Origin of the sequence: Allohoeflea poritis, from assembly GCF_027889715.1 — a bacterium.
Lineage (GTDB): Bacteria > Pseudomonadota > Alphaproteobacteria > Rhizobiales > Rhizobiaceae > Hoeflea_A > Hoeflea_A poritis.
On sequence record NZ_JAPJZH010000020.1, the window covers coordinates 31916 to 46420 of the forward strand.

General features: G+C 61.7%; 13 protein-coding genes. 5 read left to right on the plus strand and 8 right to left on the minus strand.

Going from position 1 to position 14505, the window contains the following annotated elements:
- The first annotated feature begins 93 nt into the window (after window positions 1–93).
- The 4 genes from OOZ53_RS22890 (at window position 94) to OOZ53_RS22905 (ending at window position 2858) form a co-directional block, all read left to right on the plus strand.
- Window positions 94–351 carry a hypothetical protein gene (locus OOZ53_RS22890; RefSeq protein ID WP_271092082.1) on the plus strand — a complete coding sequence of 86 codons (258 nt, stop codon included), beginning with the start codon at window positions 94–96 and terminating at the stop codon, window positions 349–351.
- A 191-nt stretch (window positions 352–542) separates the two neighbouring features.
- Window positions 543–878 carry a Grx4 family monothiol glutaredoxin gene (gene grxD / locus OOZ53_RS22895; protein ID WP_271092083.1) on the plus strand — a complete coding sequence of 112 codons (336 nt, stop codon included), beginning with the start codon at window positions 543–545 and terminating at the stop codon, window positions 876–878.
- On the plus strand, window positions 878–1345 hold the full coding sequence (locus OOZ53_RS22900) for a YtoQ family protein (RefSeq protein WP_271092084.1): 468 nt from the start codon (window positions 878–880) through the stop codon (window positions 1343–1345). The genes grxD and OOZ53_RS22900 overlap by 1 nt, the downstream gene beginning before the upstream one ends.
- Window positions 1346–1634: 289 nt before the next feature.
- Window positions 1635–2858, plus strand: a complete 1224-nt coding sequence (locus OOZ53_RS22905; RefSeq protein ID WP_425499221.1) for a multidrug effflux MFS transporter — start codon at window positions 1635–1637, stop codon at window positions 2856–2858.
- 1 nt (window position 2859) lies between these two features.
- Here the strand turns inward: OOZ53_RS22905 and OOZ53_RS22910 are convergent, their stop codons facing one another.
- The 6 genes from OOZ53_RS22910 to OOZ53_RS22935 form a co-directional block, all read right to left on the minus strand.
- Window positions 2860–3687 (minus strand): inositol monophosphatase family protein, encoded by an 828-nt coding sequence (locus OOZ53_RS22910; protein WP_271092086.1) that lies wholly within the window; start codon window positions 3685–3687, stop codon window positions 2860–2862.
- Window positions 3684–4499, minus strand: coding sequence for a tRNA 2-thiocytidine(32) synthetase TtcA (gene ttcA / locus OOZ53_RS22915; protein WP_271092132.1), 816 nt, complete (start codon window positions 4497–4499; stop codon window positions 3684–3686). Before ttcA ends, OOZ53_RS22910 begins: the two co-directional genes overlap by 4 nt.
- 190 nt (window positions 4500–4689) lie before the next feature.
- Complete coding sequence (gene rpsD, locus OOZ53_RS22920) at window positions 4690–5307, minus strand: 30S ribosomal protein S4 (protein ID WP_271092087.1); 618 nt, start codon at window positions 5305–5307, stop codon at window positions 4690–4692.
- A gap of 191 nt (window positions 5308–5498) precedes the next feature.
- Complete coding sequence (murI, locus tag OOZ53_RS22925; protein ID WP_271092088.1) at window positions 5499–6293, minus strand: glutamate racemase; 795 nt, start codon at window positions 6291–6293, stop codon at window positions 5499–5501.
- Window positions 6290–7123 (minus strand): RNA methyltransferase, encoded by an 834-nt coding sequence (locus OOZ53_RS22930; RefSeq protein WP_271092089.1) that lies wholly within the window; start codon window positions 7121–7123, stop codon window positions 6290–6292. Before OOZ53_RS22930 ends, murI begins: the two co-directional genes overlap by 4 nt.
- Before the next feature lie 78 nt (window positions 7124–7201).
- Window positions 7202–8122 (minus strand): alpha/beta fold hydrolase, encoded by a 921-nt coding sequence (locus OOZ53_RS22935; protein ID WP_271092090.1) that lies wholly within the window; start codon window positions 8120–8122, stop codon window positions 7202–7204.
- Between the two features lie 181 nt (window positions 8123–8303).
- Here OOZ53_RS22935 and OOZ53_RS22940 point away from each other — a divergent pair, with 181 nt between their 5' ends.
- Window positions 8304–9518: an NADP-dependent isocitrate dehydrogenase gene (locus OOZ53_RS22940; RefSeq protein WP_271092091.1), complete on the plus strand. Its 1215-nt coding sequence runs from the start codon at window positions 8304–8306 to the stop codon at window positions 9516–9518.
- 66 nt (window positions 9519–9584) lie between these two features.
- Here the strand turns inward: OOZ53_RS22940 and OOZ53_RS22945 are convergent, their stop codons facing one another.
- Entirely contained in the window at window positions 9585–11627 is a 2043-nt protein-coding gene (locus tag OOZ53_RS22945; RefSeq protein ID WP_271092092.1) for a hypothetical protein, read from the minus strand.
- Between the two features lie 147 nt (window positions 11628–11774).
- Entirely contained in the window at window positions 11775–14435 is a 2661-nt protein-coding gene (alaS, locus tag OOZ53_RS22950) for an alanine--tRNA ligase (protein ID WP_271092093.1), read from the minus strand.
- Window positions 14436–14505: the final 70 nt, after the last annotated feature.

Here is a 14505-nt window from a genome sequence, read left to right on the forward strand (position 1 = left end):
TCCTGAACAACCCGTTCGAATTTGGTTCAGGCGGTCTTTCCTAGTGTGGCGACGCTCCCGTTGAAGGGGGCGACAACACCAAGGAGAGACAAAATGAAATTCGCCAATCCGACCGTCCTTGCAATCGCAGCCGCCGTCTCCGTCGCTTCGCTTTCCGCCGCCAATGCCGACGGTCCCCGCCGCGCCGGCATGGCCGCCGCCGGCCCGATGAAGATCCAGTCGAACGCGCAGCCCGCCGCCAAGCCGTTCGACAACACGGCCTATGCCTGGACGGCCGCCTGCTACGCGGAATTCGGCCCTGATGCCAAATATCCGGATGCCGCCCTGCTGGACAAATGTCTGAACTTCTGAGTTCGGCAAGATATCCTTCAAAGAACCGCGGCATGTCCGCGGTTTTTTGTTGTTCTCAGGTATGATCGCCCGCTGTCACCGATTTACCTGGGCTCGATCCGCCCGGGGGCTGGAAATCCGCCGCTGTCGGAGTTATTTACGGGCCTAGGCAACCTCCGGGCCTTTTCCCCGGTAGAGACAAGGAACAACCCATGACAGCCATCAACGAATTCATCGACAACGAGGTCAAGAACGCCGACGTCGTGCTTTTCATGAAAGGCACGCCTGCCTTTCCGCAGTGCGGTTTCTCGGGCCAGGTGGTCCAGATCCTCGATTACCTCGGTGTCGAATACAAGGGCATCAACGTGCTCGCCGATGACGATCTTCGCCAGGGCATCAAGGATTATTCCAACTGGCCGACCATCCCGCAGCTCTATGTCAAGGGCGAGTTCGTCGGCGGCTGCGACATCATCCGCGAAATGTTCCAGGCCGAAGAGCTTCAGGGGCACCTGACCGAGAAGGGTATCACGGTCAAAGGCGCCGCCTGATGCGCAACTGGAACGTTTATCTTTCCGGCGAGATCCATACCGACTGGCGCGAACAAATCGAGGCCGGCGTAAAATCGGCTGGCCTGCCGGTCAGCTTCAGCGCGCCGGTGACGCACCATGAAGCCTCCGACGATTGCGGCGTCACGATCCTCGGCGAGGAACCGGACAAGTTCTGGCACGACTACAAGGGCGCCAGCGTCAACGCGATCCGGACACGCACGCTGATCGGCGACGCCGATGTCGTTGTTGTCCGCTTCGGCGACAAATACAAACAGTGGAACGCTGCCTTCGATGCCGGCTACGCCGCAGCGCTGGGCAAACCGCTGATCGTCATGCATGGTCCCGACCATCAGCATGCGCTGAAGGAAGTCGACGCGGCGGCATTCGCCGTGGTCGAAACGCCCGATCAGATCGTCCACATCCTCGACTACGTGATCAACGGCAACCTCGCCGGCTATACCGGCTAGCACCGCTTCCTTTAAGGCCGCCGGCAGATCGCGTTCGTCGGCGGCGCTGTATTTCTACCGTATTGCCAATCGCACGAATTCACGATAGGCCAGATACGCGGGCCGTCAGGATTTCAGCCCTGAATTGCATTTACCGCCTGGCCGACCCGAGCAAACGACATCCGTTTGACCACCAGGCGGATAGCACCGGCCCTCCCGCGGCCATAAGACGTGCAGAACCAAAGGCAGCAAGATGGACACGAGAAGCGAGCCCCAACCGGGCCGACAATCGTCTGATGCGACATTCGGCATGGAACGGGTCGAGCGGGCCGGCGTCGGCTTTCTCGAATTCATTGTCCTGCTCGCCGCGCTCAGTTCGATTGTTGCCCTGTCGATCGATATCATGCTGCCGGCACTGCCGCTGATCGGCGAAAGTTTCGCAATTACCGACGAAAATGACAGGCAGGCGGTGATAACCGTCTTCATGCTCGGATTCGGTGTCGCTCAAATCCTCTTCGGACCGGTTTCCGACCGTTTCGGGCGCAAGATCGTCCTGATTCCGGCAATCCTGCTTTATGCCGTCGCGGCCGTTGCCGACGCGTTTGCCGGCAGTTTCACGACACTGCTGCTGCTTAGGCTGGCGCAGGGCATCTGCGCGGCAGCCGTGCGCATCATCGTCAACGCCATGGTGCGGGACTGCTTCGGCGGGCGCGACATGGCGCGGGTCATGTCCTACACCTTCACCGTTTTCATGATCGTGCCGATCGTCGCGCCGGCCATCGGTCAGGCCATTGTCGGCGTCGCATCCTGGCAGTGGATCTTCGTCTTTCTGGGCGTTGCCGGCCTGGGCCTTGCGGTCTGGAGCGGCCTGCGCATCCGCGAAACGCTTCCGGAGGAAGAGCGCCTGCCGCTGTCCTTCGCGGCGATCGGCAATGCTTTCCGCGAGGTGATCTCCAACCGGCTCGCCATGGGCTACACGCTGGCCTCGACGCTCTGTTTCGGCGGGCTGTTCGCTTTCGTCGTCTCGGCGCAGCAAATCTTTCAGTCGGTCTACGACCTCGGCCATTGGTTTGCCTTCGCTTTCGCTCTGAACGCCGGCATCATGGCCGTGCTGAATTTCACCAACGGCTCCCTGGTGCGCCGGGTCGGCATGCGGCTGATCTCGCACAGCGCCCTCATCGCGTTTGCTGCGCTCGGCACGCTCCTGCTCATCATATGCCTTTTCGGAACGCCACCCTTCCTGCTGGCCTATCTGATACTTGCCGCGATCGCCGGCGCATTCGGACTGGTGCCACCCAATTTCAACGCGCTCGCCATGGAGCCGCTTGGCCATATCGCCGGAACGGCATCGTCGGTGATGGGCGTGATCAGCTTCACCGGCGGCGCGGTGCTCGGCGCTCTCGTCGGACAGGCATTCGACGGCACGCTCATACCGCTCGCGGCAGGCTATGCGGTGTTTGGCTGGACGGCTTTCGGTATCATCGTATGGACCGAAAAGGGCCGGCTTTTCGTCCGCGCTGAAGCCTCAGCTTAGACTACATCCCGAATATCTCACGGCGGATCAGCGCCCAGCTCTCCGGGTCAGTTGTGGTGATCAGGCCACCATCGGTCTTGCCCGGCCGGTAAGGCGACCCATCGAGACACGCCGTATACCCGCCCGCCTCGGCATGGATCAGCACGCCGGCGAGGTGATCCCAAGGCATCAGGTTCTGGGCACTGATGAAGTGCACCCTGCCCGTCGCGGCGAGCCGGTACTCCCAGGCCGAGCAGCGAAAGGCGAAGGACATGCCGATTTTCGACATCGCTCCGGCGACGCGGCCGCGGAGCGGCTCGTCCAGGAAACCCCAGGACACCGTACCCACCATCTGGTCGAGCGGAACGGGCTCCGACACGCGCGCGACCTGCTCGGCCCCGTTTTCGCCGACAATGCGGCTGCCTGCGCCGGCAACGCCGATCGTCGTCTCGCCGCTTACCGGATAGTGGATCATGCCGGCAATGCACGCACCGCCGGCCACAACCGCAAGGATGGTTCCGAAAGCCGGCATGCCGGACGCGAAATTGAACGTCCCGTCGATCGGGTCGATGACAAATGCCAGTTCCGCATCCGCCAGTCCGTTCATGATGGCGGGGTTGTCGGCCACCGCCTCCTCACCGACGATCAGGGCACCCGGATAGCGCTCCGACAGTGCGGCCGCTATGTGAACCTCCGCCGCCGTATCCGCCTCGGTCACCACATCCCATGGCGCCTGTTTCTGCTTGATCTCGGCACCGCCGATACCGGCAAAGCGCGGCATGATCTCTTCTTCGCCGGCCCGCCTCAAGAGAGCGGTCAGCGCTGGAATGTCCGAGTCCGAAAATGTCATTTGGTCTTTTCAGCCTGTTCGTCGAGACCGAGAAAATCGAAGATCTTCCGGTCGAGCAGATGTGACGGGCGCACATTTGTGAGTGCGCGGATCATCGTCTCCTTGCGTCCCGGCATGCGCCGCTCGATATCGGCGATCATCACCTTCATGGCATTGCGCTGCAGGCCGTCCTGCGATCCGCAAAGGTCGCAGGGGATGATCGGGAACGCCATGGAATCGGCGAATTTCGCCAGGTCATCCTCGGCGCAATAGGCGAGCGGTCGCAGCACCAACACATCGCCCTCGTCATTGAGCAGCTTCGGCGGCATGGCCGCCAGGCGTCCGCCATGAAAAAGGTTCATGAAGAACGTCTCGAGGATATCCTCGCGGTGATGGCCGAGGACCAGCGCATCGCAATCTTCCTCGCGCGCAATGCGGTAAAGATGACCGCGCCGCAGCCGCGAGCACAGCGAACAATAGGTGCTGTTCTCCGAAAGCTTGTCGGTAACGATCGAATAGGTGTCCTGATATTCGATCCGGTGGGCAACGCCGTTACGCTCCAGGAATTCCGGCAGGATATGTTTGGGGAAATTCGGCTGCCCCTGGTCGAGATTGCAGGCGATGAGGTCGACCGGCAGGAGGCCGCGCCACTTCAGGTCGAGCAAAAGCGCCAGCAGCCCGTAGGAATCCTTGCCGCCCGACAGCGCCACCAGCCAGCGTTGCGTCCGGCCGGATGCAACCATGCCGAAATCATCGATGGCCTGGCGCATCTGCCGCAGCAGGCGCTTGCGCAACTTGTTGAAGCCCACCGTGGACGGAACGTCCCGGAACATCGGATGGCAGGCATCGCCGGGCTGTTCTTCAGCCGCATCCGTGCGATCGGACCTCTTCAGACTTGTATCGTGGACATTCATGTCGGCTTTCCGGTGATGTGCTGCATTCCTAACCCGATACAAGGATCATGAAAACAAAAAAGCCGCCGGTTTGCGCCGGCGGCTTCCTGTCTGAACAACGCGCTTGCGTTTAGCGCGAATAGAATTCGACGACGAGGTTCGGTTCCATGTGCACCGGATAAGGCACATCCGACAGCGTCGGGATGCGCACATAGGTCGCGACCATCTTGTTGTGATCGGCTTCGATATATTCCGGAACGTCGCGCTCGGCGAGCTGCGTGGCTTCCAGGACCAGCACCATCTGCTTGGATTTTTCGCGCACCTCGATCACATCGCCCGGCTTGCAGCGATAGGACGGGATATTGGTGCGGACGCCGTTCACCATGACATGGCCGTGGTTGACGAACTGGCGTGCCGCGAAGATCGTCGGCACGAACTTGGCGCGGTAGACGACCGCGTCGAGGCGCGATTCCAGAAGACCGATCAGGTTCTCCGGCGTATCGCCCTTGCGGCGGTTGGCTTCCTCGTAGATCTTGCGGAACTGTTTTTCACGGATATCGCCGTAGTAGCCTTTCAGCTTCTGCTTTGCGCGCAGCTGCACGCCGAAGTCGGAAAGCTTGCCCTTGCGGCGCTGGCCGTGCTGGCCGGGGCCGTATTCGCGGCGGTTGACCGGGGACTTCGGGCGGCCCCAGATGTTTTCGCCCATACGGCGGTCGAGTTTGTACTTGGAAGATTCGCGCTTGCTCATCGCATTCCCTTTCAATCGGTTTCGCCGGTTTGTTCCCAAACCGGTGGAAGGAAACGCGCCCTCCTCTGCCGGCTGTTTTTGCCGACTGACAGAATGGCCTGCTTGGCATGCGGCCATTCACGGGACACGTATTGAAAACCAGGCGTTTCCGCCCGGCGACGGCGCGGATGTATGACAATAGGATCGCCTTGTCAATGGCGCATCGGCGCAAGCGTCAGCCCGAAGCCGTTCAACAGCCGCCTGACGGCGAAATCGGGCTCGTCGGATGTGAAGACCGCAACATCCGGCTCGTCCGAAACGACATGCTGCGGCGCCAGCAGCGAATGCGCCCGCTTGGCGATTGCCTCGGCCGGATCCAGCCAGTCCACCGGCCACGGCGCCAGGCGTCGGAACTGGTTGGCGAGAAACGGATAATGGGTGCAGGCAAGCACAACAATGTCGGTCTTGCGCGCCTCCTGCTCGACAAAACAGGGTTCGATCTCGGCATGGATGAGATCCTGCTTGACCGGATCGCCGCGAATATAGGCCTCGGCGAGCCCCGCCAGATATTCAGAGCCCACCAGGCGCACATGGCATTGCGCGGCGAAGGACTGGATGAGATCGCGCGTATAGGCCCGCCGAACTGTTCCGGGGGTCGCCAGCACGCTCACCAGCCCCGACCGTGTTCGCTCCGCCGCCGGTTTGATGGCCGGCACGGTGCCGACAAAAGGCATGTCCGGATAGGCGGCCCGCAGCGCTTCAAGCACCAGTGTCGACGCGGTATTGCAGGCAATGACGCACAGCTGCGGCTGATGTTCCGAAAGCAATGTCCCGAACAGGTTTACGATACGGTCCGTGAGATCGCCCTCGCCCCATACGCCATAGGGAAACCCGTCATCGTCCGCGACATAGACGAAACGCCGCTCCGGCATCAGCACCCGCGCTTCCCTCAGGACAGTCAGCCCCCCGATCCCGGAATCGAACAGCAGGACCGGCCCGCGGCTCAACGCTCCAGCTCCTCGCCTGCACCGGCATCACAACTGTCCCGATCAACCGACCTGCTGCCTTTGGGCGCCTGTCGGCTGAAACGGTCCAGCGAGCGAATGACGCCGCGCAGCAATCGGATTTCGGGCTTGAAAAAGCCCTGCCTGCTCAGCACGGCACGCAGATTGTCGACCATCTTCGGCTTCTTGTCCGGCGGACGGAAATAACCCCGCGCCTCCAGCGCATCTTCAAGGTGATCGAACAGGCCCTGAAGATCGGCCTTGTTGGCCGGCTGCATTTCCGAGTGGGTGAACGGTGTCTGCGGGCCGTCTTCCAGCCCGGTCTTCATCCATTCATAGGACATCAGCAGGACGGCCTGGGCAATATTCAGCGACGCGAATGCCGGATTGACGGGATAGGTGACGATCTCGTCGGCCAGACCGACTTCCTCATTGTTCAGGCCCCAGCGCTCGCGGCCGAACAGGACGCCGCATTTCTCGCCGATACCGATGCGGCGGTGCAAGGTCGCGGCGGCCTCGACCGGCCCGCGCACCGGCTTGAACCCGTCGCGCGCGCGCGCCGTCGTCGCAAAGACAAAATTGAGATCCGCGATCGCCTCTTCCAGCGTTGCGAACACCGCCGCGCCGTCGATCACGTGATCCGCCTTGCTGGCGGCGGCGCGCGCCGTCTCGCTCGGCCAGCCGTCGCGCGGATTGACCAGGCGCAGCTCCGAAAGGCCGAAATTCGCCATCGCCCGCGCTACCATGCCGATATTCTCGCCGAGTTGCGGCTCGACAAGAATCACGGCCGGTCCGCCGGTCATCAGTTCCCTTTGTCTGTCCGTTCCTGCCATCAACCGTTCCGGCTTGTTCTGTTGTGTTTCGCGTAACTGACATATCCCGATGGCGCAAGAAAGGCCTTATCGGCGCAATCACGGCCTCCGTTCGAGCCGGGCAAGCCACTGCCCGGCGATTTGCGAAACCTGCTGCGGGCGCTCATGCAGGATCCAGTGTCCGGTACCGGGAACCTTCTCGATGGTCAGATCGGCCGCAAAGCGGTCGAGACCTTCAAGGCAGCTCGGCCGCAGCGCCTCGTCCGCATCGCCCCAAACAACCAGATGCGGGACCTCCACGCGCAACGCTTCCGCCGGAATAGCATAGACCGGAACACGCCCTTCCAGTTCGGAGACAGGCTGTTCGACTGGCGGCACCAGCACCGGCGAGGACCGGTACCAGTTGAGCATTGCCCGCATCGTTCCCTCGCCGCTCCAGGCAGCACGGTAATCGGCCTTGACTGCCTCACTCATCCAGCCGGCGGCGGAAAAGCCGGAAATCATGTTCATGGTCCGCGCGAAATCGTTCTCGCACATGACCGCCTCGGCGCGGTCGCTGCGCAGGAAGGTCATGTACTGGCTGGCCGCCCGCTGCTGCGGATCCTCGATGATCGCTTTCTGAAAACAATGGGGATGCACGCCGTTCGCAACGATCAACGCGCTCAGGCGTTCCGGGCGGCTGAAGGCAAAGGAATAGGCCACCGCCGATCCCCAGTCATGGCCGAAAAGAGCGAATGGTGTATCGGGCGACAGATGATCGGCGAGCGCCGCCATGTCGGCGACCAGGTGGCGCGTCTGGTAAGCGTCCTCACCTTCGGGTTTGAACGATTTGCCGAAACCGCGCTGGTCCGGTGCCACCACATGGTGTGTTTGCGCCAGGAACGGCATGATGTCGCGCCAGCCGCCCCAATATTCCGGAAAGCCGTGCAGGCACAGCATCAGCGGTTTTGACGCATCACCGGCCGATACATAATGGATGTGCCGGATGTCATCCTCGAACGTGGCCGACCTGAACTCCATATGCGCTTCTCCCGCTTTTCCAGCGCACTGATAGCACAATCGGCACCGCCGGGTAGCTCCTAATACAAATTGAGGAGCGACCGCGCCTTTGCCTTCCGGCACCACAATGGTATAGGAGCCGCGAACAACACGGTTTTCCCGTGGTCGGGGTCTTTATTTCTTCAGTAACGAGGCTTTTCTAATGGCAAAAATCAAGGTCGAAAACCCGGTCGTCGAGCTCGACGGCGACGAGATGACCAGGATCATCTGGCAGTTCATCAAGGACAAGCTGATCCATCCCTATCTGGACATCGACCTGAAATATTACGACCTCGGTATCGAAAGCCGCGACGCGACCGATGACCAGATCACCGTCGACGCGGCCAACGCCATCAAGCAATACGGCGTCGGCGTCAAATGCGCGACCATCACGCCGGACGAGGCCCGCGTCGAGGAATTCAACCTCAAGAGCATGTGGCGCTCGCCCAACGGAACGATCCGCAACATTCTCGGCGGCGTCATCTTCCGCGAACCGATCATCTGCAAGAACGTGCCGCGCCTCGTGCCCGGCTGGACGCGGCCCGTCATCGTCGGCCGTCATGCCTTCGGCGACCAGTACCGCGCCACCGATTTCAAGTTCCCCGGCAAGGGCAAGCTGTTCATGAAGTTCGTCGGCGAAGACGGCAAGGAACAGGAATACGAGATTTTCGACGCGCCCGGCGCCGGCATCGCGATGGGCATGTACAACCTCGACAAGTCCATCGAGGATTTCGCCCGCGCGTCCCTGAATTACGGCCTGCAACGCAAGGTGCCGGTCTATCTTTCCACCAAGAACACGATCCTCAAGGTCTATGACGGCCGCTTCAAGGACATCTTCCAGGCTATCTACGAGGCCGAGTTCGAAGACGCCTTCAAGGAAGCGGGCATCACCTATGAGCACCGCCTGATCGACGACATGGTCGCGGCCAACCTGAAATGGTCAGGCGGCTATGTCTGGGCCTGTAAGAATTATGACGGCGACGTCCAGTCCGACACCGTGGCACAGGGTTTCGGCTCGCTCGGCCTGATGACCTCGGTGCTGATGACGCCGGACGGCAAGACCGTCGAGGCCGAAGCCGCGCACGGCACGGTGACCCGTCACTACCGCCAGCATCAGAAGGGCGAGGAAACATCGACCAACTCGATCGCCTCGATCTTCGCCTGGACGCGTGGCCTCAGCCACCGGGCCAAGCTTGACGACAATGCCGAGCTTGCCCGCTTTGCCAGGACGCTCGAAGAGGTCTGCGTCGCCACCGTCGAGGGCGGTCACATGACCAAGGACCTGGCGCTGCTCATCGGCCCGGACCAGCCCTGGCTGTCCACCATCGGCTTCCTCGACAAGGTCGACGAGAACCTGCAGAAGGCCATGTCTGCCTGACGGCCGGACCGGATCGGAAAACGGGATTGACCCCGCCGCTTGCGGCGGGGTTTTGTTTGCCGGTTGCTACCGGTTCGCCTCGACGCTGACGCCCAGAAGATCGGGCACCATCTGCGGCGCAGTCATGACGCTCGCGGCGACCTGCGATACGGGAATGGAACGTCCCGGCGCGATAGACAGGCTCAGATTGCGTGGATCGTCGAAGAACGCTTCCGCGGCTTCCATCACCATGTTGCTGAAGTCTTCATTGTCGATGATCGCCAGACCCTGCCTGAGCTGCTCCAGAAGCAGTTCTGTCATCAGTTCCTCACTGACATCCGATTCTTCGGCCATCAGGGCAAGCGCGGTCTCGACGCCACCTTCATTGACGAGCTCCAGCTCGAACGACTTGATGTTCAAGGTCGCGATCAGCGCCTGATACTGCTCCGGATTTTCCAGAACAGTCCGCGTCAGCCCGCCGAGCCGGGCGCTGGCGCGCACCTTTCCGACCTGGCCCAGTTCGACCACGAGGTTTTCGATGATCAGGTCTTCCGTGTCTTCATCCCAGCGCATCCTGATCTTTTCGGTCAGGCGCAACACGTCGATGCCGGCCGCCTCCAGGACATCGATGGCCTCCTGGTCATCGAGGGCGGCAACGGGCAGTTCCAGGCCTTCGGTCGACAGTTCGACCGATGTCGGGATCGGCGGCACGACGGTCTTCAAATCCACGTGGAAACGGTCGAGACTGACATCGCCCTCAGGAACGACGCCGCTGAGCGCGAAGCCGGCGATTTCAGCGGCGATCGAGCGCGGCATGAAGATGCGCGATACCACGAGCGGATCGGGTTCATCCATATTGTCGAGTTCGGATGCGAATTCCTTCATCGGCCCGTATGGCGCGAACTCGATATCGCCGAAGAAGAACCTGCCGAGCGAGAAAGCCCCTTCGGTTCCGAGGTCGAGATCGACCGAGGAAATTGAGAACTCCTCAAGCCCGTCCGAACTCAGATTCGCGATGACAACCTCGCCTATACCGCCGGACCCCGTGATTCCGGGATCGACATCGAACCCGAATGTGATCCCATCGGCGAAGGCGCGCCCCAGCGAAAACGACCGGTAGAGATCGATCACGGCGAGAACGATGGTCGATGCTTCCGGTTCCTCTCCGGACGTGGCGAGACGGTCCAGCAGCGCCAGAATGTCGGTTTCCGGCACCCTCAATTTGACATTCTCATAGCCACTCAAATCGACGGCTGCGTCATAATACGGGCTTTCGACCCGGTAGCCATTGTTCGACATTGAATCGATGAAGGGCTGATAGCCGTCCGCTCCCCGTGACTGAGGATCGAAAAGCGCAAGCAAAGCCGTGTAGTCCAGCCCGGTCATCGACGTGCTCGCAATCGTCGTAGTCTCGGTGTAGGTCTCGCCGTCTTCGCTCGGAACCGTCGTTTCCTGGCTGACCTGACCGGTGCTGTATTCCGCCATCCGGCCGTCACGCATGCCTCTGACGACCAGATCCTCCACGACCGACGACACTTTCGCGCCGTCCATGCTGTCGCCGCCGCTGAAGTCGAAGGTCAGCCGGCCGACCCGCTCTTCGGCAAAGGATGTTTCCTTGATCGTTCGAAGCAGCGGGAGCCAGCGGCTGAACGGCCGCTGCGGGTCGTCGGCCAGTTTCGGCAGCGCCGGCCATGTGCCTTCAATCAATTCAAACCCGTCCATGCGCGACTCCAGGACGATGTCGTCGTCTTCATCCTCGGGATCGAGACGCACGGTAAAGAGGCTGCCATCGGCAATCGTCATCTTGTCGACGCTGAACAGATTGCCTTCGGCAGTCATGTTCGTGCTGACGACTTCCGAACTTTTCCAGGAAAAATCGATCTGCAAGGACGCATCGTCGCCATCGTCATCGGAATCGGGAAACGACAATGCCGTCTGAAAGGTGATGTCCAGACCGTTGACCGTCAGCGTATCGCCGCTGGTATGTGCCGTATCATAGGTGACGGTCGCGCCGAGGTCGCGATAGTTCTGCAGCCAGGCGTCGAAGGCCGCCTGGCCGGATTGCTGGGCAAAGGACGGTGTCGCCGTCGCAATCAGAATGCCGATGGACCAAGCCACTTTGTTGTTCATGATATGCCGCTCCCTGGTGGTTACATCCAAAATCTACAGGCATCACATGTGACACCACAACCGCACCGTTTTTTGACGGCGCGAAGATACGCTTCATCGCGATACGCGACGATGAGTAAATAACTGATTCAATTGAATAATACGCCGCTAGCCGGCAATGGCCCCGGCGACCGCCTCAACCGCCGCTTCGGCCTTGCCCGCATCGGGCCCGCCGGCCTGCGCCATATCCGGCCGGCCGCCGCCGCCCTTGCCGCCGAGCGCGGCGGAAGCCACACGCACCAGATCGACCGCGCTGTAGCGTTCGGTCAGATCATTCGTGACACCGACCACGGCGCTGGCCTTGCCGTCTTCCGACACGCCTATGAGCGTGACGACGCCCGAGCCGATGCTGTTCTTGGCTTCATCGACAAGACCCTTGAGGTCGCGCGGCGCCACACCCGTGACCGTTTTGCCGAGAAACCTGATGCCGCCGATCTCGCGTGTTTCATCGGCTTCCTTTGCGCTTCCGCCGCCAAGCGCCAGCTGCTTCTTGAGGTCGGAAATCTCGCGTTCGAGCTTGCGGCGCTCGTCAACGAGCGCCTCGACCCGTGAAACGACCTCGGAAGGCTGGACGCGCAGCGATGACGCCAGCGACCGGACCCGTCCGTCCTGTTCCGTCAGGAACTTGCGCGCGGCCTCGCCGGTCAAAGCCTCGAGACGCCGGACGCCCGCCGCGACGGCACTCTCGCCAACCACGCGCACCAGGCCGATGTCGCCGGTGGCGCCGACATGGGTGCCGCCGCAGAGCTCGACCGAATAGGTCTTGTCCGTCTTGTCGCCATGCAGGCCGGTGCCCATGGAAACAACCCGGACTTCGTCGCCATATTTCTCGCCGAACAGCGCCATGGCGCCTTCGGCAATCGCATCGTCCACCGCCATCAACCGCGTCGACACGGGGCTGTTCTGCAGCACGATCTCATTGGCCATGTCCTCTACGGCGGTGATCTCCGCTTCGCTCATCGGCTTCGGATGCGAGATATCGAAGCGCAGCCGGTCGGGCGCGACAAGCGATCCCTTCTGGGTGACATGGGTGCCCAGAACCTCACGCAGCGCCTCGTGCAGCAGGTGCGTCGCCGAATGGTTGGCCCGCAAATGGCTGCGCCGTTCGTGATCGACGCTCAGCACCACCTCGGCACCCTTCTTCAGCGTTCCTTCCTCGACGACAGCCTGGTGCACGAAGAGCCCATCGGCTTTCTTCTGGGTATCCGTTACCCGCAGCGAAACACCATCGGCGGAAATGATCCCCGTATCGCCGACCTGGCCGCCGGACTCTCCGTAAAACGGTGTCTGGTTGACGATCACCTGAACCGTGTCGCCCTTGGAAGCCTCACCAACCTCCGCGCCGTCGCGCACGATGGCCTCGACGACGCCTTCGGCCTGTTCCGTGTCGTAACCAAGGAAATCGGTTGCGCCGAGCCGGTCGCGCAGCTCCAGCCAAATGGTCTCTGTCGCCGCCTCGCCTGAGCCGGCCCAGTTGGCCCGCGCCTCGGCCTTCTGCCGCTCCATGGCGGAATTGAAACCCGCATCGTCAACCGTGATGCCACGCTGGCGCAGCGCATCCTGCGTCAGATCCAGCGGAAATCCATAGGTGTCGTAGAGTTTGAACGCGGTTTCACCGCTCAGCTCGTCGCCTTCGCCGAGATCGGCGCTGGCTTCCGCGAGCAGGTTGAGGCCGCGCTCCAGCGTCTTGCGGAAACGCGTCTCCTCCAGTTTCAAAGTCTCCGAGATCAGGGCCTCGGCCCGAACCAGTTCCGGATAGGCATGGCCCATCTGCCCGACCAGCGCCGGAAGCAGCTTCCACATCAGCGGCTCGCGCGCGCCAAGAAGCTCCGCGTGACGCATGGCGCGGCGCATGATGCGCCGAAGCACATAGCCCCTGCCCTCATTGGACGGCAGCACGCCGTCGGCGATCAGGAAAGCCGATGAGCGCAGATGGTCGGCGATCACCCGGTGGCTCGCCTGCGCCTTGCCCTCCGCGGCGACACCGGTCAGTTCGACGGACGCGCCGATCAGCGCCTGGAAGAGATCGATGTCGTAATTGTCATGCTTGCCCTGCAGGACAGCCGCGATGCGCTCCAGCCCCATGCCGGTATCGATCGAGGGCCGTGGCAGGTCGATGCGCTCGTCCCTGGTCACCTGCTCATATTGCATGAAGACGAGATTCCAGATCTCGATGAAACGGTCGCCATCCTCGTCCGGCGATCCGGGCGGGCCGCCCGGAATATGATCGCCGTGATCGTAGAAAATCTCCGAGCACGGGCCGCACGGACCGGTGTCGCCCATCGCCCAGAAATTGTCATGGGTCGGGATGCGGATGATGCGGTCCTCCGGCAGGCCGGCGATCTTCTTCCAAAGATCGAAGGCCTCGTCATCGGTATGGTAGACCGTCACCAGCAGGCGGTTCTTGTCGAGCCCGAACTCATCGGTGATCAGCTTCCAGGCAAGCTCGATGGCAAGATCCTTGAAATAGTCGCCGAAGGAGAAATTGCCGAGCATCTCGAAAAAGGTGTGATGGCGGGCCGTATAGCCGACATTGTCGAGATCGTTGTGCTTGCCGCCGGCGCGCACGCATTTCTGCGCCGTCACGGCGCGCGTATAGGGCCGGTGTTCAAGGCCGGTGAAGACGTTCTTGAACTGCACCATGCCGGCATTGACAAACATCAGCGTCGGATCGTTGCGCGGCACCAGCGGGCTCGAGGAAACGATCTCGTGCCCGTTCGTGCCGAAATAGTCGAGAAATGCCGAACGGATCTCGTTTACGCCATTCATGGAACGCCCTTTGACAACAACTTCATGCGGGGCCCGCGGCAAAGGCGGGCAATCCGTTCGGCTTTTATCC